This is a genomic window from Paraburkholderia sp. HP33-1, from assembly GCF_021390595.1.
Classification (GTDB): Bacteria; Pseudomonadota; Gammaproteobacteria; order Burkholderiales; family Burkholderiaceae; genus Paraburkholderia.
In genome coordinates, this window is the sequence record NZ_JAJEJR010000002.1 from 1,817,722 (window position 1) to 1,841,614 (window position 23,893).

The window sequence follows — 23,893 nt, forward strand, 5'->3', positions numbered from 1 at the left end:
CTCCGTCGCCGACGATCAGCAGTTCCGCGATGCGTGGCTTCATGTGCTTGCCTCGGGCCCGTCCACTCATTCGACGATGTTGAAATCGGCAAGATACTTGTCGCTCAGCTTGATGCCAAGGCCCGGCACGTCGTCGGATAGTTGCAGATAGCCATTCTCCGGTTGCGGCTCGCCTTCGAAGATGTAGTAGAACAATTCGTTGCCCACTTCGACGTCGAACACCGGGAAGAACTCCGACATCGGGCTCGCGGTGCTCGCCATCGTCAGATGATAGTTGTGCATTTGCCCCGCGTGCGGAATCACCGGCACCGACCACGCTTCGGCCATCGCATTGATCTTGCGCGCCGCCGTGATGCCGCCTACACGGTTCGTGTCGTACTGGATCACGTCGATCGCGCGGCGTTCGAGCAGATCTTTGAAGCCGTAGCTCGTGAACTCGTGCTCGCCGCCCGACACCGGCATCAGGTTCATCTTCTTCAGTTCCTGATAGCCTTCGATGTCGTCGCCGATCACCGGCTCCTCGATCCAGCGCGGATTGAATTCGGCAAGGCGCGGCAGCATTCTGCGCGCATATTCGAGCGTCCAGCCCATATAGCATTCGAGCATGATGTCGACTTCGTCGCCGACCAGCTCGCGCAACAGCCGCACCTGTTCGATGTTTTTCGCCATGCCTTTGGGGCCGTCTTTCGGACCATAGCCGAAGCGCATCTTCATCGCGGTGAAGCCGCTGTCCAGATAGCTTTCCGCTTCGCCGAGGAACGCGTCGCGATCGTCGTTGTTATAGAGCTTCGACGCATAGCACCAGATCTTTTCTTTCGTGCGGCCGCCTAGCAGCTTGAACACCGGCTTTTTCACTGCTTTGCCCATGACGTCCCACAGAGCGATATCGATCGCGGAGATCGCCGCCATGCCGATGCCCTTGCGGCCCCATGCGAGCGTGCGGCGATACATCTTCTGCCAGATGTATTCGTTGTCGAACGGATCTTCGCCGATCGCGATCGGCGCGAGGTATTCGTCGATGATCTGCTTCGCGATGCGCGGCGCGAGCGCGCAATTGCCGATACCCACGGTGCCGTCGTCGCATTCGACTTCGACGACGAGCCAGCCGTGAAAGCGGAACGAACCCATCGCATCGTCGTGCTCGTAGAGAATATCGACCGCGTTCGTGCAGAAATGCGCTTGCGGCGGGACGACCTTGCCTTTCCACTCGAAAACGCGCGTGCGGATATGCCTGATTTTCATGTTCGACGATTTCCTTCGGAGAGTCAGTGGCCCGTGCGTTCGCCGAGCGGGCCGGAGCGATGAGAGATGGAATGGGAGGCGGATGCAAAGCGGAACGTCAGCAGCAGCGATGCGCCGATCAGACCGACCACGGCGAGCGAGAACATGCCCGCCTGCGACGAGCCGATCATGCGCTCGGCTACCCCCTTAAGATTCGGAGCTACAAAACCGCCGAGGTTGCCGATCGAATTGATCAACGCGATGCCGCCCGCGGCCGCGGCGCCGCCGAGGTAATTGGTGGGCAGCGTCCAGAACAGCGGCTGCACGCAGACGAAACCGATGGCGGCGAAACAGAACGCGGCAATCGCCAACGTGACCGACGACGTCATCGCCGACGCGGCAATGCCGAACGCCGCGAGCGCGAGCATCGCCGCGGCCCACACACGGTGATGACCGTGGCGGTCGGCGAAGCGCGTCACACAGAACGTGCCGATGATCGCGGCGATCCACGGAATTGCGGTCAGCAGTCCGACCTCGACGCCGACATGGCCGCCGCTCGCGAGTCCGGCGATACGCGTCGGCAGATAGAACACGACGCCGTACACGCTCATCTGCACCGCGAAGTAGATCAGGCTGCAGAACAGCACGCGCGAATCGCGCAGTGCCGCGAGCACCGACGACGGACCATGCGCGAGCTTCTGACGGTCTTCCTGGCGCAACGCGTAATCGAGCGCGTCGCGCTCGCCGGCATTGAGCCAGCGCGCCTGCACGGGCCGGTCGGTCAGGTAGAAGTACGCGACGACACCCACCACCGACGCCGCGAGCCCTTCGACGACGAACAGCCACTGCCACGGATGCATGCCGAACGGATTGCCCGCATCGAGCAGCAGACCCGAGATCGGACTGCCGAGCAGCAGCGCGAGCGGGAAGCCGAAATAGAACATGCCCATCGTCTGCGAGCGCGTTCTGGCGGGAAACCAGTTCGACAGGAACAGGATGATGCCGGGGAAGAAACCCGCTTCGGCGATGCCGAGCAGCGTGCGCAGCACGTAGAAGCTCGTCGCGCTGTCGACGAAGGCGGTGCACGCGGAGACGATGCCCCACGTGACCATGATGCGGCTCATCCAGATGCGCGCCCCGAAGCGGTACATCAGCAGATTGCTCGGCACTTCGAATACCGCATAGCCGACGAAGAAGATGCCGGCGCCAAAGGCGAACGCCGCATCGCTCAGGCCGGTGTCGGCCTGCAGCACATTCTTAGCGAAGCCGACGTTCGCGCGATCGATGAAGGCCAGCACATACATCAGGATCAGAAATGGCAGCAGCCTCGTGCGCGCTTTGGCAATTGCGCTGTCGAGCGCGGGGCTCGCGGTGATCGTCATGCGTCGTCTCCAGTTTGGTCTGGTCAACCCGAACGGCGTTGCGCTTGCCGTCGTGTGACAAGCGCCAGTGTGCGAAACTATCCGATAACTGACCACTGAATTATTCGAATCAGCCGATTCGCTAGAGTTATCGCTCATGATCCCGCCCGCCTCCGCCATTCGCAAACGCTTGCGCCTGCGTCATCTGCAATTGATGGTCGCGCTCTCGGAAACGGAATCGCTGCGCCGGGCCGCCGACGATCTGGCGATGACCCAGCCCGCCGCGACCAAGGCCTTACAGGAACTCGAGGACACGCTCGGCGTGTCGCTGTTCGTGCGCCACGCGCGCGGCATGGAGCCGACCATCTTCGGCGAGGCCGTGATGCGCTATGCGCGCGTCGTGTTCGAAGATCTCGATGAGTTGCGCGAGGAGCTGGCCGGCATCGAGGCCGGCGATATCGGCAAGGTGCGCATCGGCGCGGTGATGGCGCCGTCGCCCGAATTGCTGACGCACACGATCGTCAAGCTGAAGGAAGCGCATCCGCGCCTGCAGATGGCGGTCACGATCGACACCAGCGACGTGCTCGTGCAAGCGCTTCAACAGGATCAGCTCGATATCGTGATCGGCCGCATTCCCGATGGTTTTCCGGCGCTCGATCTGAGCTTCGAGACGTTGGCGGAAGAGGCGCTCTCGATCGTCGTGCGGCCCGATCATCCGGCCACACAAGCGGGCACGCGGCCAAAGCTCACGGACCTCGCGCGTTATCCGTGGATCATCCAGCCGCATCCGAGCCCGATGCGCCAGGTCATCGATCAAACGTTTCGCGAGTCGCGCGTCGCGCCGCCGGTCAGCACGGTCGAGACGTCGTCGATTCTGACCACGCTGTCGTTGCTGCGCGATTCGGACATGCTCGCCGTGCTACCGAGTTCGGTCGCCCAATACTACGTCGCGCTCGACGCGATCGCCGCGATCGCGACGCCGCTGCGCGGGCGGCTGGCACCGTATGGGCTGATTCTGCGCAGGAACCGGCGCATCACGCCGGCGATGCAACTGGTCATCGATTCGATCCGAGCGGCGTGAGGCTTTCGGCGAAGCGCAATACCCCGCTCGCGTTGCTGTCCGTTTGAGCGGGCGCCGCGTGAAGCGCAATATCCGCGCGCGCGAAGAACGCTCAGGTGCAGATCGTCGGGGATCAGCCCGCCTCGCTCTTCTGCCAGGTTGAAAGGATTTGCTGCTTTGCCTTGACCAGGGTTGCCACGTGCTCGTGCAACCGCTCGCGGATGCGCTCCGTCGGGCCGCCGACTGAAAGCCCATACAGATCGCCGCCGAAGTCGAGGGCTACGGCCACCGCCGAAAGCTCGGGAAAGCTTTCGCCGATATTCGCGCACCAGCCACGCTGATGCGCGGTGCTGACCTGATCCATGAACGTGGCGCGATCAGCGGCGGTTGCGTCCGTGAATCGCTCGAAGTGGAGCTTTGCGCTCAGTGCCTCCTGCGTCGTCGGATCGAGTTCGCCGAAAATCACCTTGCCGATAGAGTTCGCATGCAACGGCCGCAGTGAGCCCGGTGCGCAGGCATAGCGCACGGCCTTCTCCGATTCGACCACGTCCAGATAGATGACCGCCGTGCCGTGGATCTTGCCAAGCACGATGGTTTCGCCGGTCACGTCGCGCAGCTCCACCAGCCGGGGATGCAACATTTCAACGACGGGATCGACCGCGTTGATCGCGTTCGCGAGCAGTTGCAGACGCCGCGTGGGATAGTAGCCACCCCGTTTGCGCACTTCGTAGAGATAGCCGCGGCTCACGAGGGTGCGGGCAAGCGCGAGGCAACTCGATGGGGGCACGTTCAGGAGCCGCGCCATTTCAACAAGCGGCAGCGGCCTCTGTTCTGCGGCAAAGAGTTCGAACAGGTCGAGCGTGCGGGCAACGAGTTTGACGTCCATAGGGGGCAGGCAGTGGATCGCAAGGCGGCGCGATGCCCCTTGCGCTGATCAATACGACTTCGGCAGCCCGAGCACCTTCTCCGCGATGAAGCACATGATCATTTGCGGGCTGACGGGCGCGAGCCGTGGAATCATACACTCCCGCAGATAGCGCTCGACGTGGTATTCCTTCGCGTATCCCATACCGCCCAGGGTCGCGATGGCCGTCTGGCACGATTGGAACGCGGCTTCAGCGGCAAGATATTTGCCGGCGTTGGCTTCGGCGCCGCACGGTTCGCCCGCGTCATACAGCGTGGCGGCCTTCATCACCATCAGGTTCGCGGCCTCGAGCGCCATCCACGCTTGCGCGAGCGGATGCTGGATTGCCTGGTTCTGCCCGATGGGACGTCCGAACACGACGCGCTCCTTCGCATACTGCGTTGCGTGGCGCAATGCAGCCTGGCCGAGCCCCACCGCTTCCGAGGCAATCAGAATGCGCTCAGGATTCAGGCCGTGCAGCAGATAGTGGAAGCCCCTGCCCTCTTCGCCAATGCGGTCCTCCACCGGCACGCGCAGGCCGTCGATGAAGAGCATGTTCGAATCGACGGCCTTGCGGCCCATCTTCTCGATCTCGCGGACTTCGACGCGTGTGCGGTCGAGATTGGCATAAAAGAGGCTCAAGCCATCGGTGGGCTTCGTCACCTGGTCGAGCGGCGTCGTGCGCGCGATGATGAGCATCTTGTTGGCGACCTGTGCCGTCGAGATCCAGATCTTGCGGCCCGTGAGCACGTAATGATCGCCATCGCGCACAGCCTGTGTTTTCAGGCGCGTCGTGTCGAGGCCCGCGTCGGGCTCAGTGACTGCGAAGCAGGCCTTGTCGCGGCCCTCGATGAGCGGTGGCAGAAAACGCCGCTTCTGCGCCTCGCTACCGAACACCTGCACCGGATTGAGCCCGAAGATGTTCATGTGCACGGCCGACGCACCCGAGAGCCCGGCGCCAGACGCACTGATCGTGCGCATCATCAATGCCGCCTCGGTCATACCGAGCCCGGAGCCGCCGTAGTCCGGCGACATCGCAATGCCAAGCCAGCCAGCGTCGGCGAGTGCCCGGTGGAAGTCGTGCGGGAAGCCACCTTCGCGGTCGCGTTCGAGCCAGTAGCTGTCGTCGAAACGCTCGCAGATCTTTTCGATTGCAGCGACAATTGACTGCTGGTCTTCATTGAGGTTGAAATTCATCGCGGACCTCCTCTCAGGGCATAAACGAAAATGGAATCAAAGCGGGAACAGGCCTATCAGTACCGCGGTGAACACCATCAGCAAAGTAGCGGCAAACAGGAACGGAATCGTGAACTTCTGATGCTCGGCGAGTTCCACGCCCGTCAGGCCGACAATCAGGAACGTTGCCGGTGTGAGCGGGCTGACGGGGAAGCCGGTAGTCATCTGACCAAGGAGTGCCGCCTGTGCCATCTGTACCGGTGGCACACCCAGCAGTTCCCCACTCTTCGCCAGCACAGGCAGAATGCCGAAGTAAAACGAATCGGGGTCGAAGAGCAGGCTGAGCGGCATGGAGAGGAGTCCCAGCACGAATGGCATGTGGCGCGCGTGCTCGGCAGGCACATGGCGCACAACCACTTCCGCCATGGCATTGAGCATGCCGGTGCCAGTCATGATGCCGGTAAAGGCGCCCGCCGCAAGCAGCACGCTCGCCATCATCAAGGCCGCCTTCGCGTGCGCGTCGACGCGCTCACGTTGCTGCTTCACATCCGGATAGTTGATGACGAGTGCCAGCACGGTGCCGATCATGAACATGACCATCGGATCGACGATGCCAGACACAAGCGTGCCAAGTACGACGAAGGTGAGCACGAGATTGATCCAGAAGCGCCGGGGCCGGCGCAGCGCAAGCTCCTCTGGCGTGAGCACCCGCGGCGTGGCGGCGATGCCGGCGGCGTGCTCGCGCGTAAGACCGAGGCGCTTCTCCTCCCGCTTGCCGAGCAGGTATGCCGTGCCGAACACGAAGACAAGCCCGACGATCTGAACCGGAATCATCGGATAGAAGATCACGGTGCCCGGGATATGCAGGGCCGCGGAAGCGCGGAGCATGGGACCGACCCAGGGGAGAAAGTTGACGCCCGCGGCCATCGATGCAACGCACGCAAGAATGCGGCGGTCGAGACCAAGGCGCGTATAGAGCGGCATCATCGCGGGCAGTGTGACGAGAAACGTGACCGCGCCTGAGCCGTCCAGATGGATGAGCAATGCAAGCAGGGCGGACCCCATGACAATGCGCGGAGGATGGCAGCCCACGACACGCAGCACACCGTTGATGATCGGGTCGAGCATTCCGGCATCAGTGAGGATGCCGAAGAAAAGGATCGCAAAAACGAACATGCCCGCAACCGGACCGATGTTCTGGACTCCATGAACGATGAGCTTCGCGGTGGAGAGCCCGAATCCCGCTGCAAGCGCCGCGACGATGGGCACGGCGATCAGTGCGACGAGTGGCGAGAGCCGCTTCGTGATGATCAGCGTGAAGAGGGCGACGATCGCCAGCGTACCGATCAGCGCGAGCATGAGCCGCCCTCTCTGCGCGCGAGGCGTCTTGCCTGGTTGGCAGATGTCATTGTTGTCTCCTGCGCGGCGTTGCGTGCGCCGCAGTTGTGGTTATGTCGACCCTTCTGTTGGTGCGCTGGCTACGCCTCGCCCGATCGTTCTCCGAAGATCTGCGCACTGTGTTCGTCGAGTGCCGGTGGCACGCTCCGGTAGGTGGCCGGTGTACGGGCCAGCTTGATCGGCGAGGCGATTCCGCGATATGTGCCCATCTCGACCTTCATCGCGCGATGGGCTGTATGGGGGTGCGCGAGGGCCGCGCCAACTCCCAGCACAGGCGCACACGGCACGCCGTGGCGCACGAGCATGTCGGCGAGCTTGGGGCCGTCCCACGCGGCGAAACGTTGCTCCAGCTCCGCGCGCAGGGCGGCGCGATGCTGATTGCGCAAGCGGTTGTCGCCGAAGCGCGGGTCTCCGGCGAGCTGGGGCGCCTCGATCAGCCGGCAGAGCGCCGCGAACTGTGTGTTATTGCCGACCGCAAGGAAGATGTCCCCGCTGCCCGCGTGGAACATGTCGTAAGGCGTAATGTTCGGATGCGCGTTGCCCGTGCGCTGCGGCTCTTTACCCGAGTAGAAGTAATTGGGCGTGTGCGGGTGCAGGATCGACAGCGCGCAGTCGAACAGCGTCGATTCGACGAACTGGCCTCGGCCGCTCGTCTCGCGTTCGCGCAGTGCCATGAGGATACCTAGGGCGGCATTCAGCCCCGTCACGAGATCAACGATCGGCACGCCGACCCGTAGCGGCGCACCACCCGCCTCGCCGTTGACGCTCATCAGACCGGTCATCGCCTGGATCGCTGCGTCATAGCCTGGCAGGGCGCCTAGGGGGCCGTCCGTGCCGAATCCGGACACACGGCAATGCACGAGCCGCGGAAAGCGCGCGGCAAGTATGGCGTCGTAGCCGAGTCCCCAGCGCTCCAGTGTGCCGATCTTGAAGTTCTCAACCAGCACGTCGGCGGTTTCGAGCAGCGCAAGCAGGCGTTCGCGTTCCGCTGGCTGCGTGAGATCCAGCACGACGCCCAGCTTGTTGCGATTGACGCCCTGGAAGTACGAGGCAGTGTCACCATCAAACGGCGGCCCCCAGCCACGCGTTTCATCACCACCAGGCGGTTCGATCTTGATCACTTCTGCGCCGTGGTCGGCGAGAATCTGTGTGCAATATGGGCCGCCGAGAACGCGGGATAGATCCACCACACGCAAGCCATGGAGCGATCCTGCTGTCGACGGAAAAGGAATGCCCATTGTTATCAGTACTCCGTATTGATAGGAACGGAAATAGCCAAGCCCTCAATGCAGCACGATCAGCGGACGAACTGTCACCAGCCATCTGACGATGGAGAACCGCTACATCGACCACGTAATGGATTGACGTGAGTGCGCCCACATACTTTCACACGGGAGAACTAATATTCACACGCAGGAATACTGGAGGTCAAGCCGGCTACCAAAAAAATTCCCTGGGAATGTCCCTAGTCGTCGGTAGCCAGCATCGGTGTCAATCGTCCACACCGGCTTTTCACGTGACGTTCGCTGGTCGTCGCGGCTGGCCGGCTTTCTGCCATGCCGTGGCCACGATTCCAGTCATGACCGGTATGCTCTGCTTTCCCCAGCCAGGCACACCGACATGAACCTCAGGGCCCTACAGTGCTTCGTTGTTCTCGCGGAGGAACTGAACTTCAGCCGTGCAGCGGAGCGGCTGCATATCGCGCAGCCCGCACTGAGCCAGCAGATCCGCTCGCTGGAGGACCGGCTCGGCACGCAACTGGTCGATCGCGCGCGACGGCCGCTGATGCTGACCGAGGCGCGTCAAATCCTCGGCTCGCTCGAACAGATGTCGCTCGCCGCGCAGGAGATCGGCGTCGGCCGGCGCGGCTGGCTCAGCATCGGCTTCACACGATCGTCGATGTCCCGCGTGCTGATCCAGACGCCGGAGCGGCAGCCGTCGATGGTACTCGGGCCGCCGCCTGAGCTCGTGGTGCGCGCATCGACGGGGCCGCACAGAAGGCGCTAAAGCGCGAGGCGTTCGGTCGCCATTCGTGTGACGACGTCAAACGCCTTCTGCGTCGCGACCATATCAGCGTTGCCAGCCGCAGCCGACAGGTTGACGCGATCGAGATACATGATGAAAGAGATCGCGGACATGAGCGCGAGAACCACCCGGCTGACTTGAGTCGCAGCATCGTCTCCTCCGGATTGTCGCGAGAGCCCGCGCCGATGCTCCGACGCTCGCGTCCGCTATGACTTGTTTTGTGCGCACATTATCAGAACCCCGACGATAGTTGACCAATGAGTTGTTTGGATGCAGCGATCACTGAGGGGCATCACTTTCATCCTTCGCCCATAGCCAAACGTTGTCTGTCAGGTATAGCTTTGGGGCTCCTTTTGTTGGCTTCAGGAGCCATTCATGCCAAAGCGCCACCACCACGCGAATGTGGACGACGCCTATGTTCCTAACTTTATTCACAACCATCGTGCCACTGCGCAGGCTATCCAGCGCAAATATGGAGTACCAGCCGGTGTGGTCCTGGCACAATCCGCGCTGGAAAGTAACTGGGGAAGAACTGTGAAAGGCAACGCATACTTTGGTATCAAAGGCCGCTCCCCGAACGGACAAAGTACAACGTTTAGTACGCACGAAACCGTGAACGGTGTATCCGTCGCGACGACTGACACGTTCAGGGCGTATAGCAGCTATGCCGATGCCGCGGACGACTACGCCAATATGCTCAAACACAGCGCGCGTTTCCGTTCCGCATTCATGCACATTGACAGCATCGGATTTGCGACTGAAATAGCTCGCAACCACTACGCAACCGACCCGCAGTACGGCGCAAAATTGATCAGCATCATTCACTCACGCCATCTCGATCATTATGATGTTCGGTAAAACAGGCAGAACCGTGAGGACACGATTGGTGACCTTTGCGCTGCTCCTCGCCAACGCGCACGCAATGGCATCAGGGCAAGCAATCGCCACAGCGGATCAGGCAGCCGACAGGGCAGCGGAAGTGACCCAAAGCCACCATCTATCCTCCGACCGAACTCAATGCCTGCTATTCGACGTCTCAGACGAGAAGCGCCATTTCATGGTCGGCGTTCACGAGAAACATACGCCCGAATGCGGTGGCGATCCGGCCACGGCGCCGGTGCTGTTCTTTCTGAAGATTCGCAAGCGGGATGGCTACGTCACCACCAATCAACGTGACGGGGAACATTTCGCCCCGCTGCCACCGAAACCATGATCCCGGACCCGCCACCACCATGGCGGGTTCGTCCTGTATTACCGCCCTCCCCCCACGGGTTATGCTCGCTCTTCCGCAGCCAGGAACACCGACATGAACCTAAGGGCCCTACAGTGCTTCGTCATTCTCGCGGAGGAACTGAACTTCAGCCGCGCCGCAGAGCGGCTGCATATCGCGCAACCCGCGCTGAGCCAACAGATCCGCTCGCTGGAGGAACGGCTCGGCACGCAACTGGTCGACCGCGCTCGACGGCCGCTAATGCTGACCGAGGCCGGCCATTATCTTTGCACCGAGGCACGTCAGATCCTCGGCTCGCTCGAACAGATGACGGTCGCCGCGCAGGAGATCGGCGTCGGCCGGCGTGGCTGGCTCAGCATCGGCTTCACGCGATCGTCGATGTACAGCGTGCTGCCGCCCGCGTTGAAGAAGTTCCATAAGGCCTATCCCCAGGTCGAACTGAAGCTGTTCGAAATGCTGACCGAAGAGCAGACCGATGCGTTGCGCGACATGCGCATCCATATCGGCATTGGCCGGCAACCGGTGACCGTGGAAGGCTGCACGTCGCTCACGCTGCTGCGCGAGCGCGTCGTCGTCGCGCTCGAAGCGGGTCATCCACTCGCCGCACGCAAGACCCTGCGCATTGCCGATCTCGCCGATACGCCATTGATTCTGTATCCCAGGCATCAGAACGCGCAGTTCAAACACTCGGTCCAATCGCTCTATCGCGATGCCGGCGTGACGCCGATGATCGCCCACGAGGCTTACGAAATTCAGACGGCCATCGCGCTCGTCGCGGCGGGTCTCGGCGTCACGATCGTCGGCGAATCGGTGGCGCGGCACGGCCGCGCCGACGTCGTGTTTCGCCATCTGTCCGGGCCGGGCTCGTCGTATCGCACGACGCTCGCCGCCACCTTCCGCACCGACGACGCCTCGCCGCATCTGCGCGCTTTCCTCGACTGCCTGCCGCCGCCGATCGACTAGCGCTATAAGAAAAACCTTATACAAGCATAAGCAAGCGGTCTTGGACTCCTCGTCCGTGCGTTCCTATCATTGACTGGCCGCTGCACCAGGCGCACATACGACAAAACGCAATGACGGCACGCCCGTCGCTGCATGGAGACATGCATGACCGCATTCGACGAAGCCACGACGATGCGCAAAGTGTACGGGCGCCTGATGCCCATGCTCTTCGCGATGATGTTCATCAACTATCTGGACCGGATCAATATCGGCTTCGCCGCGCTCGATATGAACAAGCAGCTGGGCTTCAGTCCAGCGGTATTCGGTTTCGCCGGTAGCATTTTCTTCGTCGGCTACATGCTGCTCGAAGTACCGAGTAACCTGATCTTGCATCGTGTCGGCGCCCGCGTGTGGATCGCGCGCATTCTGCTGACGTGGGGCGCGGTCGCCGCAGCCACCGCCTTCGTGTTCAACGATACGAGCTTCTACGTGCTGCGCTTTCTGCTCGGCGTGATGGAAGCGGGCTTTCTGCCCGGCATTGCCGTTTATCTGACGAAATGGTTTCCGGTGCGCTACCGGGCGCGCGCGGTCGGCGGCTATATCGTCGCCGGCTCGTTTTCCGCGGTGCTCGGCGGTCCGATCTCGACCGCGCTGATGACCTACGCCAACGGCATTCTCGGCCTCGCCGGCTGGCAATGGATGTTCATCCTCGAAGGCATACCCGCGATGCTGCTGGGTCTGCTGACGCTGCGCATCCTGACCGAGCGCCCGGCCGACGCAAACTGGCTCACCCCGGACGAAAAGCACTGGCTCGAATCGACGCTCGCCGCCGAGCGCGAAGCCGTCGGCGGCAGCCGGCATGTCCCGCTGCTGCGCGTCGCGAGCGATATCCGCGTCTGGAGTCTCGCCTGTCTGTTCGGTTGCGCGCTAGTCGGCATTTATGGCCTCTTTCTGTGGCTGCCGCAAATCGTCAAAAGCCTCGGCGAGTTGAGCAATATCGAGGTCGGTTTTCTGTCGGCCGCGCCGCCGCTGCTCGGCGTGCTCGGCACCTTCCTGATCAGCCGCAGTTCCGACCGCTCCGGCGACCGCAAGAAGCACCTCGCTTTCGTGTACGGCATGAGCGCGCTCGCCATTGCCGGCAGCGCGTACGCACCGAGTCCGGTCATCGCCTATCTGCTGCTGTGCGTGACAGGTCTCTTCATCTATGCGGGCAATCCGCTGTTCTGGAGTCTCGCATCGTCGTTCAGGACCGGCGCGGCCGGCGCCGCGACCATCGCTCTGATCAACACGATCGCGCAGTTCGGCGGACTCGTCGGGCCGTGGAGCATCGGGCTCGTGCGCAACGCGACCGGCAACTTCAAGCTCGCGTTGCTGACGATCGCCGCGTTCCTCGTCATCGCCACGATCATCGCGCTCGTGATGCGCGTGACGCCCGCCGAAGACGAAACCGCCGGCCTCGCGACCGGCGATGCCGCGCCGCCAGCCTGAGCCTGCCCCATCGCTAGAAACGCATGTCATCGCAGAGGATCGACGCACCCATGATTATCGATTGCCACGGTCATTACACGACCTCTCCGGCGCAGCACGAAGCGTGGCGAAAGCAGCAGATCGCCGCGCTGCGGGACGGCCTTACACCACCGCCGCGGCCTTTCATCAGCGACGACGAGATTCGCGACAGCATCGAAAACGGCCAATTGCGCGTGCAGCGCGAGCGCGGCACCGATCTGACGATCTTCTCGCCACGCGCGGCCGGCATGGGCCATCATCTCGCCGGCGCCGAAGCGAACGCGCAATGGTCGAGCGAATGCAACGACCTCGTGCATCGCGTGTGCGAGCTGTTTCCGCACAACTTCGTCGGTGTGTGCCAGTTACCGCAAGCGCCCGGCGTGGCGCCCGCCAATTCCATCGGCGAATTGCGGCGCTGTGTCGAGGAGCTCGGTTTTGTCGGCTGCAATCTGAATCCTGATCCGTCCGGCGGGCACTGGAGCGGCTTACCGCTCACGGATCGCAGCTGGTATCCGCTGTATGAAGCGATGGTCGACCTCGACGTACCGGCCATGATTCACGTGTCGTCGTCGTGCAATCCGAACTTTCATGCGACCGGCGCGCATTACATCAATGGCGACACGTCCGCCTTCATGCAGCTGTTGCAGGGCGATCTGTTCGCCGACTTCCCGACCCTGCGCTTCATCATTCCACACGGCGGCGGCGCCGTGCCGTATCACTGGGGACGTTATCGCGGCCTCGCGCAGGACATGAAGAGGCGGCTGCTCGAAGAGCATCTGCTGAAGAACGTGTACTTCGATACCTGCGTCTATCACCAGCCCGGCGCCGAACTGCTCGCGAAGGTCATTCCGGTCGGGAACATTCTGTTCGCGTCGGAGACGATCGGCGCGGTGCAAGGCATCGATCCGCGCACCGGCCATTACTACGACGACACGCGCCGCTACATCGATGCGATCGAATGGCTCAGCGACGCGGATCGCCAACGCATCTACGAAGACAATGCGCGCAGCGTCTATGCACGGTTGCCGCGTCAACTCGATCGACAATTCGCCGTACGAGGAGCCACCGTATGAACCCAGTGGGATGGCGTGAATTTCCGTGTGCGCCGCAGGCGAGTCCAGCTACGCTCGACGCCTTGCGCGAACTCGCGGTGTCGCTGCTCAGCGACAACATGGCGCGCGCGAGCGGCGCGATTGGCTTACGGCCGTATCATCGGCCGAAGCCGTTGGCCGGCACCGCATTGACGATCCATACCCGCCCCGGCGACAATCTCGCGATTCATCGCGCGTTCGAATTCTGCCGCCCCGGCGACGTGCTCGTGATCGATGGCGCGGGCGACCTCACGCAGGCGCTGATGGGCGAGATCATGGCGACGTATGCGGAAAGCCTTGGCGTGCGCGGTCTCGTGATCGACGGTGCGATTCGCGACGTCGGCGCGCTGCGGCAGCACGATTTTCCGGTGTATGCGCGCGGCGTCACGCATCGCGGCCCGTACAAGAACGGTCCCGGCGAAATCAACGTGCCGGTCACGGTGGGCGGCATGGTCGTGAATCCGGGCGATATCATCGTCGGCGATGAAGACGGTCTGCTCGCCATTGCGCCGGCCGACGTCGACGCGGTCATCGAAGGCGCGCGACGTCAGCAAGCCAAAGAAGCGGCGGCGCTCGCGTCGATTGCCAACGGCACGTTCGAGCGCGGCTGGGTCAACATGCAACGCGACCGGATGATGAACGGCTCATGAACCTTCTGCTATCGGCCCCATGGCGCACTACCTGAACGCTGTAACCCTTCTCGAACTCGCGCGTGCCGCGCAACAGCGCGCCAGCGCACCTTGCGAATGCACGCGCACTCCCCTCGACGGCTGGCAATCGCAGCCGCTATCGCTGGACGAAACGCTGTTCGAGGAAATCGGCACGCTGATGCCGGAAGACGATCCCGAGCCGACTTTCAGCGAATATCTGCCCAATAAAATGAGCTACTGGTCGGCCGATGCGCCGATCGCGCCGCGCTATTTCCCGTACAACCGCTGCGGCGTGTGGCAATGCACGACGTGCGGGCGACTGTACTTGCGCTACGTCGAAGGTGGTGGGTATTTTGTCGATCGAAGGATTCGCGCGGTGAACGCTGACCTGATAGAAGACGTGCCGCTGTCCGCATGACGCGGGTTGCCATAGCCGCGGCTCATGCGTCGCCCTTGCCGCCCGCGCGCGCGACGCTCAGCAGCTCTCTGACGCGGCGCGCGAGCTTCGACAGCACACCGCCCGCTGATTGAGTCCCGGCCTGCTGCCGGTGCGGCATACGCTGCAGATCGTACCAATCGCTATCGAGCGCCCTCGCGTGACCCTCCGCGCTGAACGGCCATTCGACCACCACCGCGCGCAAGCGCGCGGCATGCGAGCTCCTGTCCGCACGATCGATATACGCATTGATCTCCGACGCCTCGTGCCGCGCCGCCTCCTCCGAATCGACGGCAATGAAGTCGTTGAGTCCTTCGATGTGGACGCACCATAACTGTTCGCTCACGTCGCGTCTCCCGCTGCCTGTTTCAGCCGCTTCAACTACCGAGAAAAACTCAACGCACGGACCCAAGCCGTTCCCATTTCAGATCCGAAAAGCACGGGCCCTGCGTCGCCTCGCTGAACTTCACGTCGTTGTGCCCGCCGTTCCACTCCATCACCTGCACGCGCTCGTTCGCATCGACCGTGACGTCCCAGCCGACACAGCGCGCGAATGGAATCTTCCGGTGCAGCCGCAGCACCAGGGCGACACATTGCTCGAACTGCGGAATCCTGACGCCGGCAAAGCGCACGCCCGAATCCGGATGCGCCGTGACAGCACCCCAGTTCGCATAACCTTCGTCGTACAGTTCGCCGGTTTCGAGCTTGACCGCCACACAGATTTGCCGCCGGCTCTGGATGTGCGTATCGTCTGCTCTGCCGAGCCTCAGGTAACAGGACCGAAGGGAGATGCAGCCGCTGTCGTCCACCACGGTCGTGAGGCGCAGCGTTGCCACGGGCTTCGAAGCAAATGCGCTGAACAGAGGGTGCTGAACGATGAATGCCTGAATCACACCGTTGCCAAGCGCCCGGATGCGCGCGGGATCGAAACTCGCCTTGTCGAAGAAATGGACGCCATTGCCCTGCTTCGAGCCGTCGAGCTTGAAGATCACGCGCTCGGCATGCTCGAACACGACTTCTTTCAATTCGCGATCGGGGACCACGACGCTTTTGTCCGTGAAGAACAGCCCATTGGCGAAGTACGCGATATCGGGCAATGCGTCGCCGCCGAAAAGCTGTTGCGAGATCGGCTTCAGGTCCGAGATCTTCCCGTACAAGCCTTTCAACTTCGGCACGACGACGATGGCGTAGTAGTTGTCCGGGATCCATCCTTCCTTGAATGTGTCGCAAAACGCGGTGTACACGCGCAGCCACGGCGCGTAGACAGGGTCGCCGAATACATCGCGCGCATAGGCGTCCGCGAGCCGCAGATTCGCCGGGTTGGCCTTGCCGTGTCTGTCTTCGAGCACCTGCAATATCTTTCTCGCCTGTGCGCCGTGGTCAAGGTGAAACCGGTACAGCGAGACCCGCTTCGCGGAGCGCCTGACTACTTCTTCAACGCCGGATAGCATCATGCTCAGTAAGCGTTCGGATGATGAAGCCCCTTGAAAATCGTGGCCAGGATGATCCTCACGTCGAGCCAGAACGACCAGTTTTGCAGGTAATACAGATCGTGCGCGACGCGGCCTTGCATCTTTTCGAGGCGATCGGTCTCGCCGCGATATCCGTTGATCTGCGCCCAGCCGGTAATGCCAGGTTTGATCCGATAACGGTGGATATAACCCGAAACGATGTTCTGATAGAGATCGTCGTGTTCGAGCGCATGAGGACGCGGCCCCACCACCGACATATCACCTCGTAGCACGTTGAAGAACTGCGGCAGTTCGTCGAGACTCGTGCGGCGCAGGAACGCGCCAACGGTCGTGACGCGTGGATCGTCGCGCGTGGCCTGTTCGAGAATGCCCGGTTTCTGTTCGTGCAGCCGCATCGTGCGGAACTTGTAGATCGTAAATACGCGGCCGTCGGCCCCTTTGCGCCGCTGCCTGAAGAACACCGGCCCGCGTGAACTCAGTTTCACGGCAATCGCACAGACCAGCAGAATCGGCGAGATCGCAATCAACGCGACCATCGCGAACAGACGGTCGAACAGCTCTTTCTGCACCAACGCATTCGGCGGCAGCGGCGACGCGGCGAGATTGATCGTCGGCAAGCCGAGCAACTCGGTCATGCTGCCTTCGAATAGCGCAAGCGTGCGCACATCGGGCATGAAGCGCACGTTGATCAGGTCGTTGCGAAACTCAGCGGCCAGATTAAGAATCGCGCGCTCCTCGGTGAGCGGCAGTGCCAGCCATACTTCGCCGATCTGGTGTTCCCGCACGTAGCGAGCGAACGCACCCTGTTCTTCGAAGACCTGTACCGACGAGCGCGACGGAATACAGCAGCCCGGATGCAGGTTATACAACGCGTTCGCGCGGAAACCGGCGGCCGGCGACATCTCGATCTTCCGGATGATCTCATCGCAATGGTCGCCGCATGCCGCCACCGCGACCTGCTGCAAGTTCATCCCCGCATGACGCATGCGGCCGAGCAGCGCATGCGTTACCATCCGGCCGGCCATCATCGCGGCGCCCGAGATACCGGTCCAATAGACGAACCAGAGCCGCGACACGAAGTCGATCCGGTGCAGCGAGAACATCAGCACCATCGCGCAGGTCTGCACGACGATCCAACCGAGCGCCACGTGGCCCGCGAGCGCTCTTTTCGAGCGCCCGCGCCACGATTCGTAAACACCGAACACCGGAAACACCGCGAGAGCAAATGCGGCGCCAAACGCGACGAACGCGAGGTAGAAGCTCCGCTGCGAGCCGCCGTCGAAGCGGATCTGCGAGGCCGCGAAGGCACCCGCCACGATCATCGCGACATCGAACGCTCTCGCCAGTAGACCAGTCAGCGATCGCATCACAGCCCCCTCATAGCTGGTATCAGGTCGACCCCGTCGCATCAGCCGCAACGCCCGTACTTGTCGTCGAAACGGACGATGTCGTCTTCGCCGAGATAAGCGCCGGACTGTACTTCGATGATCTGCAGCGGCACGCGACCCGGATTTTCGAGCCGATGAAGCACACCCAGCGGGATATAGGTCGACTGGTTTTCGCCGAGAAGAAACTGCTCTTCTCCACGCGTGACGAGTGCCGTTCCGCACACGACCACCCAGTGCTCGGCGCGATGATGATGCATCTGTAACGACAGGCGCCCGCCCGGCATCACGACGATACGCTTCACCTGAAAGCGCTCGCCATGATCGATCGAGTCGTAAAAGCCCCACGGGCGGCGGACTTTTCTGTGCGCATCGGCTTCCGGCGATTTCTCGCGCCTGATCCGCGTCACGAGTTCCTTGACGTCCTGCACATGCGATCGATCCGCCACGAGCACCGCGTCGTCGGTATCGATCACGATCATGTTGCTGGTACCGACGCAGGCGAGAAGCCTGCCTCCTTGCGAGCGTGCGTAAGTCGCGGTGGCCCCTTCGAACAGCACGCGGCCGCTCGCGGCGTTACCGCAGTCATCCTTCTCCATCGCTTGCCATACCGCATCCCACGAGCCGAGATCGGACCAGCCCGCTTCGAGCGGCACCACCACGCCGGAACCCGCCGACTCCGGTTTGCCGAGCTGCTCCATTACCGCATAGTCGATCGAGTCGGATGGAGAACGCAAAAACGCGTCGGCCTCCGGCATGATGCATTCTTCGGTCTTCTTCGCGTCGCGCCACGCATCGACACAAGCCGTATGCATGTCCGGCTGGAACTGCTCGATGATGGATAACCACACCGACGCACGCACGACAAAGATGCCGCTATTCCACCAGTAATTGCCCGATGCGACGTACTGGGCCGCGAGTTCCGCCGCGGGCTTCTCGACGAAGCGCTCGATGCGCCGCGCACCATCGGGTAACACATCGCCGAGGCGGATATAACCGAAGCCCGTGTCGGGTCGTTCCGGCGGTACGCCTAGCGTGACGATCGCGCCGTCGCGCGCATGCGTCGCCGCAATGTCGAGCGCGTGATGAAGCCCTTCGAGATTCGCTATCGCATGGTCGGCGGGCATTGCCACCAGGATTGCGTCCTCGTCCTGAGCGCGTGCCGTCAGCGCGGCAAGCGTGAGGGCCGGCGCGGTATCACGACGCGCGGGCTCGACCACGATCCGCGCATTCACGCCGATTTCGCGTGCCTGCTCATAAGTGGCGAAATAATGCTCGGTGCCGCAGACAATCACGGGATCGGCCGCGACGTTCCATGCGCCTTCAAAACCGGCCATGCGCCCCATCGTTGCCTGCAACAAAGTCTGGTTGCCGATCACGTCGATCAGCTGCTTGGGAAACTGTTCGCGCGACACCGGCCACAAGCGGGTGCCGGAACCACCAGCGAGAATCACCTGCACGAGCAGCGGATACCCCGCCTCGGCAGAGTCCTGCCGTTTCGTTTCGACATCCGTCGCGGCTGCTGCTGCCGTAACCTTGCCCATCGCTCACTCCTTCGCATTGAAACCCGCTCGGGAACGCATCTCCCTGAACGACACCGCATAACGCGGTGCGTCGCGATTCACACAAACACCGTCTCATATGATTTATTGATCGGGACGTCCGCGTCAGACGGATCAGACCAGTCGTTCAGTTCGCAGTGAAAAGACGCATGCACCGACGCCGAATCCGGCTCGATCGGGAAGTACGGAAACTGACTGGCCGGATCGCAGTGGTCTGCTCGACAACGACGACCGGAAAACGATTGAAATGCAAGAACGAACGCGGCAACGACGTGCATCGGATCGGGGCGACGTCGTGTCGCGATGAGTTCAATCATAGTGAGGCCATATTTCATTGCAGCGCACCTGGCGCGAAGCGAGGAAGTTTTGGCGGCGCTCGCGGACACCTTTTCGCAAGCTTGCGAACGAGCTTGCACCTCTATTGCAGGGGATGCGCACGGTTGAAAACAAGCGGTGACACGTGCTACCGTTTAATGAATGTCCCGTGGCATTCATGTCAAGGTCGTACGATATGATCCCATGCGGCCACACCGTGCGTCTCCGCTTTTCCCAATCCGGCCATCATCCAGCGCATGGGCACATCCCCGACCGGCGCGCCGTCCGTTTTTCCGGAGTTGCAATGGCCTATATTTCGCTACTCGCACTTTTTCTGACGGTCACGAATCTGGTGCCCATCAGTGCGATCGGCTTTGTCCCGCTGCTGTTGTGCGCGTGGCGCTTTTATGGCCGCAGTTACCCCGCGTTCATGGCGCCGCTTACGGCTTTCACCGCGCTTGCGATCGTCTCGACGCTGTTCTACGATCCGCAGTCGTTTCTTGAATTCGATTTCTATCGGCGCGACGGCAACTTTTTCGTCTCCTATGCGCCCATTTTTGCCGGTTGCTTATATGCGCACCGCTGGGATATGAACAAGGTACTGCGCGCGTTTTTCATGTTCGCTGTCCTGACCAACCTGCCGATGTACGCGTACTACATCGTCGAGAACGGTCTGCTCAGCATCTTCACCAACCCCGACGACAGCTTCGGCAGCTACTTCATTGCCCGTAATGCGGCCGGTGGCTTCTTCGCGATGCTGTTCTGTCTCGGCGTGGCCTGCTACCTGCAAAAGCGCAGCAGGCTGCTGATCGCGCTGCTCGCCTGTAATGCGCTGATGCTGTTTTCCACCTATAGTCGCGGCTCGCTGCTCGGCGCCGCGGCCGTGCTGCCGTATCTGTACTTTGGCCGCAAGCGCTGGATGCTCGGGTCGATGATCGCCGTGATGCTGGTCGCGTCGTTCGCGGTGGCGATTTATCATACCGAGCCGACCGTCGACTACATGGGCTATACGTTCTCGATTCACAATCGGGACGCCAAGCTCGCCAACCTCAACATTCGCTATGAGTGGCTGTGGCCGCGAGCGCTCGCGTATTTCGAACAGAGCCCGATCGTCGGTCTCGGCTTTGGCTCCTTCGACGACCATATCGGCAGCCTCACCTCGTACTTCCATCTGTTCGCCGTGCCGTCCGATGTCGTGATCGAGCACAGCGATTCGCATGCTCACAACTCGTACCTGAATATCCTCGCCGAGCTCGGCGTGGTGGGCCTCGCGCTGATCCTCGCGTTTTACTGGAAACTCGTCGAGTGGAGCAAGCAGGGTGCGGCGTTTGCCGCGTTGGTCGAGGGGGGACGCCATTTCGCGGCGTTCCGCTTCGTGGAGATTTCGTCGGTTTGCCTGCTCGTGATGTCGGCAACCGAGCATCGGCTGGTCACGCCGTCGAACGTGCTGATTCTGACTCTGGTCATCTCACTGCTGCTCGCCGCGCGTCCGCTCGCGGTTACCGCATTCAGGCCTGACCCGCGCGGATCGCGCAACGCAGGCGTGGCGGGTCAGCGGGCCGCACAGCCCCTGTCCCAGCGCCCTACTCAGGGCGTAACGTCGGCCAGATGACGTTCTTCGGCCGGCTGCGGCTGACTCTGTGCATACGGAAGAAACTGTTCGATGCACGCATACGGAAGCCGCGTATCGACGAAGCTCATCAGCGCCTTCTTGAAGTTCTCCGATGAGAAGCGCTCGGCATTCTTGCGGCAGGCGCGCGCGTCGAACAAGCCTGCATTGCTTTCGAACCGGCCGACGGCTTCAAGCAACGACGCGGTGGTTTGCTCGCCGAAGAAAACCCCGGTGGCCCGTTCGAGCGGCAAACCCACGACCGATTCAAGCACGCCGCCACGGCCGAACGCGATCACCGGTGTACCGCAAGCCTGCGCTTCGACCACGGAAATGCCGAAGTCTTCTTCCGCCGCGAACACGAAGGCACGTGCCCGCCGCAAATGATCGATCAGCACGTCGGACGGCTGATGCCCGAGAATCTCGACGTTCTCCCCGGCCACCGACCGGATCTTTTTCATCTCGGGACCATCGCCGATCACGACGAGCCTGCGATCGGGTGTTTGCGAAAAGGCCTGGACGATCAGATCAATACGCTTATAAGGCACCATCCGCGACGCCGTCACGTAAAAATCCTCTTTCTCCGTACCAATGGACATATTCGCCAGATCGACCGGCGGATAGATCACCGTTGATTCCCGCTGATAGGCCTTTCTGATGCGCCGTGCAATGAACTGCGAATTCGCGACCAGATGATCGACACCGTTCGCGGAACGCGAATCCCAGCCGCGAATGTAATGAAGCAGCACGCGCGCCAACGCGGAGCGCAGTCCCGTGTCCAGATGAGATTCGCGCAGGTACTGATGTTGCAGATCCCACGCATAGCGGATCGGCGAATGAATGTAGCTGATGTGCACCTGGTACGGCCCGGTCAACACGCCTTTCGCGACCGCGTGCGAGCTCGAAATGACGAGATCGTAGCCGGACAGATCGACCTGCTCGATTGCAATCGGCATCAACGGTAGATAGGCGCGGTAACGGCTTCGCGCGAACGGCATCTTCTGGATAAACGACGTGTTGACGGACTTCCCCTTCACGCAGTCGCGGTCTTCGAGAAAATCGACAATCGAAAAGACGTCCGCATCCGGGAAGCACTCGATGATGTTCTTCAATACTTTCTCGGCGCCGCCGGACACCACCAGCCAATCGTGAACAATAGCGACTTTCACTTCGAGCTCCTGTGACGATCCAACCAAACCCCCGCCCACTCACGCACCGCTTCAATCGTCCTTCGCGCCACCCGTCTGCGTACGAAGTCCGCATACCACCCGCACCCGCTCGAGCGCCCGCTCGGCCCCAGGCAACAGGCTAACCAGCTCGAGGCGAATCATGACGCCGAGCAGCGTCGCCGACAGCATCGCTTCGCCGATCACCCGAGCAGACGCCATGCCCATCGCGCCGAAGCGCGGCGCGAGAACGAGCGCAATCGCGAGATTGACCAGGCCCGAAACTACGCCGGCAATCGCGAGCATCCTGTCCCTTTTGCGCGGCACGAATACATAGAACGCGACGAGTTCGTTGAAAGCCGCAAACGGAAACATCCATGCGAAGACCTGCAACACATGCGCACTCGGCTCGAACGCGGCCCCGAGAATCAGCGGCAACAGGAAAGGTGAGAGCGTCAATGCGCCGAACAGCAAGAGTAGGCTGTAGCCGAGCAGCAGCATGGCGCCGCGACGCGTCGTGACATGCGCGCCTTCCTTGTCGCCCTGTGCGAGTTGTCGCGTTATCGTCGGAATAAAGACCTGCCCCGCGGGGCCCATCAGGCTGAGTCCAATCGTCGCGAAGCGCTCCGCCGCGCCGAAATAGCCGACCTGCGCGGGCGTCGACAACAGGGTCAGCAAATACGTGGATGATGCCGTAAGCACGACGGAGCCGGACGAATAGCAGAACAGCATCGCCGAACTGCGCACGAGCGGCACGACGCCGGAAAACGTAAGACGCGGCAACCCGAGCTGCCATGTCGTCAAACCGTACGAAATGATCAACGACGCGATACCCGCAATCAGCAGACTCGCCAGCACCCATACGGCGTCTTCCGGTCCTCTGACGAGCGTCAGAACCAGCACGAGGCTCAGCGCGAAGCCGAACACTTCGATCATGATCGGCGTGCGAAAGTAATGCCGCCCCTGAAATAGCCAGCCGAGATTCAGTGCCGACACGACGCCGAGCAAGGTCGCGAGCAGGCCGATGAGAGGCCGCTCCGACAATACCGGCGAGCTCAAGGTCGCAACGACGCCGATGCCCGCGCCGATCACGCCGAGCAACAGCCGCGCGCTGACATGCAGCGAGTAGATCGCATTGCATTCGAGCGCCGACTGCGCTTTCGACACCTCGCGTATGCCGACGAACGTGAGGCCGAAGGTGACGAGCATCCATATCACGTTCATCAGCGACATCGACGCAAGTACGCGGCCGTACTCGGCCACACCCAGCACTCTTCCATAGAACGGCACGACGATGATGAGGTACACGTACCTCATCAAATAGCCGCCATAGACAAAGGCGATTACATTGGCGCTTGCACGTCTATCCATGCCGTCCTCCTT

The 23,893-nt window shown here is 61.9% G+C and carries 23 protein-coding genes and 1 pseudogene; 10 read left to right on the forward strand and 14 right to left on the reverse strand.

The window, feature by feature from the left end; translation table 11 throughout:
* Positions 1 to 66: 66 nt before the first annotated feature.
* Positions 67 to 1,242 carry an L-rhamnonate dehydratase gene (locus L0U81_RS24270; RefSeq protein ID WP_233806446.1) on the reverse strand — a complete coding sequence of 392 codons (1,176 nt, stop codon included), beginning with the start codon at positions 1,240 to 1,242 and terminating at the stop codon, positions 67 to 69.
* Between the two features lie 23 nt (positions 1,243 to 1,265).
* Complete coding sequence (locus L0U81_RS24275) at positions 1,266 to 2,603, reverse strand: MFS transporter (RefSeq protein ID WP_233806448.1); 1,338 nt, start codon at positions 2,601 to 2,603, stop codon at positions 1,266 to 1,268.
* A gap of 136 nt (positions 2,604 to 2,739) precedes the next feature.
* Between L0U81_RS24275 and L0U81_RS24280 the strand changes: the two genes are divergently transcribed.
* A complete protein-coding gene (locus L0U81_RS24280; RefSeq protein WP_233806450.1) occupies positions 2,740 to 3,663 on the forward strand; it encodes a LysR family transcriptional regulator in 924 nt (307 codons plus the stop codon).
* A gap of 112 nt (positions 3,664 to 3,775) precedes the next feature.
* Here the strand turns inward: L0U81_RS24280 and L0U81_RS24285 are convergent, their stop codons facing one another.
* The 4 genes from L0U81_RS24285 to L0U81_RS24300 form a co-directional block, all read right to left on the reverse strand.
* Positions 3,776 to 4,528 (reverse strand): IclR family transcriptional regulator, encoded by a 753-nt coding sequence (locus L0U81_RS24285; RefSeq protein ID WP_233806452.1) that lies wholly within the window; start codon positions 4,526 to 4,528, stop codon positions 3,776 to 3,778.
* A gap of 48 nt (positions 4,529 to 4,576) precedes the next feature.
* The gene (locus tag L0U81_RS24290; RefSeq protein WP_233806454.1) at positions 4,577 to 5,743 is read right to left on the reverse strand and encodes an acyl-CoA dehydrogenase family protein; all 1,167 of its coding nucleotides are present in this window, start codon (positions 5,741 to 5,743) and stop codon (positions 4,577 to 4,579) included.
* A gap of 36 nt (positions 5,744 to 5,779) precedes the next feature.
* Complete coding sequence (locus L0U81_RS24295) at positions 5,780 to 7,081, reverse strand: CitMHS family transporter (RefSeq protein ID WP_233806455.1); 1,302 nt, start codon at positions 7,079 to 7,081, stop codon at positions 5,780 to 5,782.
* 119 nt (positions 7,082 to 7,200) lie between these two features.
* A complete protein-coding gene (locus L0U81_RS24300) occupies positions 7,201 to 8,358 on the reverse strand; it encodes a CaiB/BaiF CoA transferase family protein (protein WP_233806457.1) in 1,158 nt (385 codons plus the stop codon).
* A 382-nt stretch (positions 8,359 to 8,740) separates the two neighbouring features.
* Here L0U81_RS24300 and L0U81_RS24305 point away from each other — a divergent pair.
* A pseudogene (locus tag L0U81_RS24305) lies at positions 8,741 to 9,034 on the forward strand (LysR family transcriptional regulator); the annotation flags it as partial.
* A gap of 89 nt (positions 9,035 to 9,123) precedes the next feature.
* Here the strand turns inward: L0U81_RS24305 and L0U81_RS33585 are convergent.
* Positions 9,124 to 9,258, reverse strand: coding sequence for a hypothetical protein (locus L0U81_RS33585; RefSeq protein WP_267957215.1), 135 nt, complete (start codon positions 9,256 to 9,258; stop codon positions 9,124 to 9,126).
* Between the two features lie 262 nt (positions 9,259 to 9,520).
* Between L0U81_RS33585 and L0U81_RS24310 the strand changes: the two genes are divergently transcribed.
* From L0U81_RS24310 to L0U81_RS24340, 7 genes are all read left to right on the forward strand, one after another.
* Positions 9,521 to 10,003 (forward strand): glycoside hydrolase family 73 protein, encoded by a 483-nt coding sequence (locus tag L0U81_RS24310; protein WP_233806459.1) that lies wholly within the window; start codon positions 9,521 to 9,523, stop codon positions 10,001 to 10,003.
* A gap of 28 nt (positions 10,004 to 10,031) precedes the next feature.
* Entirely contained in the window at positions 10,032 to 10,358 is a 327-nt protein-coding gene (locus tag L0U81_RS24315) for a hypothetical protein (RefSeq protein ID WP_233806461.1), read from the forward strand.
* A 93-nt stretch (positions 10,359 to 10,451) separates the two neighbouring features.
* Complete coding sequence (locus tag L0U81_RS24320) at positions 10,452 to 11,339, forward strand: LysR family transcriptional regulator (RefSeq protein ID WP_233806470.1); 888 nt, start codon at positions 10,452 to 10,454, stop codon at positions 11,337 to 11,339.
* 144 nt (positions 11,340 to 11,483) lie between these two features.
* Entirely contained in the window at positions 11,484 to 12,806 is a 1,323-nt protein-coding gene (locus L0U81_RS24325) for an MFS transporter (RefSeq protein WP_233806471.1), read from the forward strand.
* A 50-nt stretch (positions 12,807 to 12,856) separates the two neighbouring features.
* Complete coding sequence (locus L0U81_RS24330) at positions 12,857 to 13,897, forward strand: amidohydrolase family protein (protein WP_233806473.1); 1,041 nt, start codon at positions 12,857 to 12,859, stop codon at positions 13,895 to 13,897.
* Entirely contained in the window at positions 13,894 to 14,565 is a 672-nt protein-coding gene (locus L0U81_RS24335) for an RraA family protein (RefSeq protein ID WP_233806475.1), read from the forward strand. The genes L0U81_RS24330 and L0U81_RS24335 overlap by 4 nt, the downstream gene beginning before the upstream one ends.
* A gap of 19 nt (positions 14,566 to 14,584) precedes the next feature.
* Entirely contained in the window at positions 14,585 to 14,983 is a 399-nt protein-coding gene (locus L0U81_RS24340) for a hypothetical protein (RefSeq protein WP_233806477.1), read from the forward strand.
* Positions 14,984 to 15,005: 22 nt separating this feature from the next.
* On the opposite strand, the gene L0U81_RS24345 is transcribed toward L0U81_RS24340, so the two are convergent.
* From L0U81_RS24345 to L0U81_RS24365, 5 genes are all read right to left on the reverse strand, one after another.
* Complete coding sequence (locus L0U81_RS24345) at positions 15,006 to 15,347, reverse strand: hypothetical protein (RefSeq protein ID WP_233806479.1); 342 nt, start codon at positions 15,345 to 15,347, stop codon at positions 15,006 to 15,008.
* Between the two features lie 49 nt (positions 15,348 to 15,396).
* Complete coding sequence (locus L0U81_RS24350) at positions 15,397 to 16,455, reverse strand: sugar-transfer associated ATP-grasp domain-containing protein (RefSeq protein WP_233806487.1); 1,059 nt, start codon at positions 16,453 to 16,455, stop codon at positions 15,397 to 15,399.
* A 2-nt stretch (positions 16,456 to 16,457) separates the two neighbouring features.
* The gene (locus L0U81_RS24355; RefSeq protein ID WP_233806489.1) at positions 16,458 to 17,840 is read right to left on the reverse strand and encodes an undecaprenyl-phosphate glucose phosphotransferase; all 1,383 of its coding nucleotides are present in this window, start codon (positions 17,838 to 17,840) and stop codon (positions 16,458 to 16,460) included.
* A gap of 41 nt (positions 17,841 to 17,881) precedes the next feature.
* Positions 17,882 to 19,402, reverse strand: coding sequence for a mannose-1-phosphate guanylyltransferase/mannose-6-phosphate isomerase (locus tag L0U81_RS24360; protein ID WP_233806491.1), 1,521 nt, complete (start codon positions 19,400 to 19,402; stop codon positions 17,882 to 17,884).
* A 77-nt stretch (positions 19,403 to 19,479) separates the two neighbouring features.
* Entirely contained in the window at positions 19,480 to 19,755 is a 276-nt protein-coding gene (locus tag L0U81_RS24365) for a hypothetical protein (RefSeq protein WP_233806499.1), read from the reverse strand.
* Positions 19,756 to 20,039: 284 nt separating this feature from the next.
* Here L0U81_RS24365 and L0U81_RS24370 point away from each other — a divergent pair, with 284 nt between their 5' ends.
* Entirely contained in the window at positions 20,040 to 21,347 is a 1,308-nt protein-coding gene (locus L0U81_RS24370; protein WP_233806507.1) for an O-antigen ligase family protein, read from the forward strand.
* Here L0U81_RS24370 and L0U81_RS24375 read toward each other — a convergent pair.
* Positions 21,323 to 22,513, reverse strand: coding sequence for a glycosyltransferase family 4 protein (locus L0U81_RS24375; RefSeq protein ID WP_233806516.1), 1,191 nt, complete (start codon positions 22,511 to 22,513; stop codon positions 21,323 to 21,325). The two genes, L0U81_RS24370 and L0U81_RS24375, sit on opposite strands and share 25 nt — an antisense overlap.
* Positions 22,514 to 22,564: 51 nt before the next feature.
* Positions 22,565 to 23,881 carry a lipopolysaccharide biosynthesis protein gene (locus L0U81_RS24380; RefSeq protein WP_233806525.1) on the reverse strand — a complete coding sequence of 439 codons (1,317 nt, stop codon included), beginning with the start codon at positions 23,879 to 23,881 and terminating at the stop codon, positions 22,565 to 22,567.
* Positions 23,882 to 23,893 lie beyond the last annotated feature (12 nt).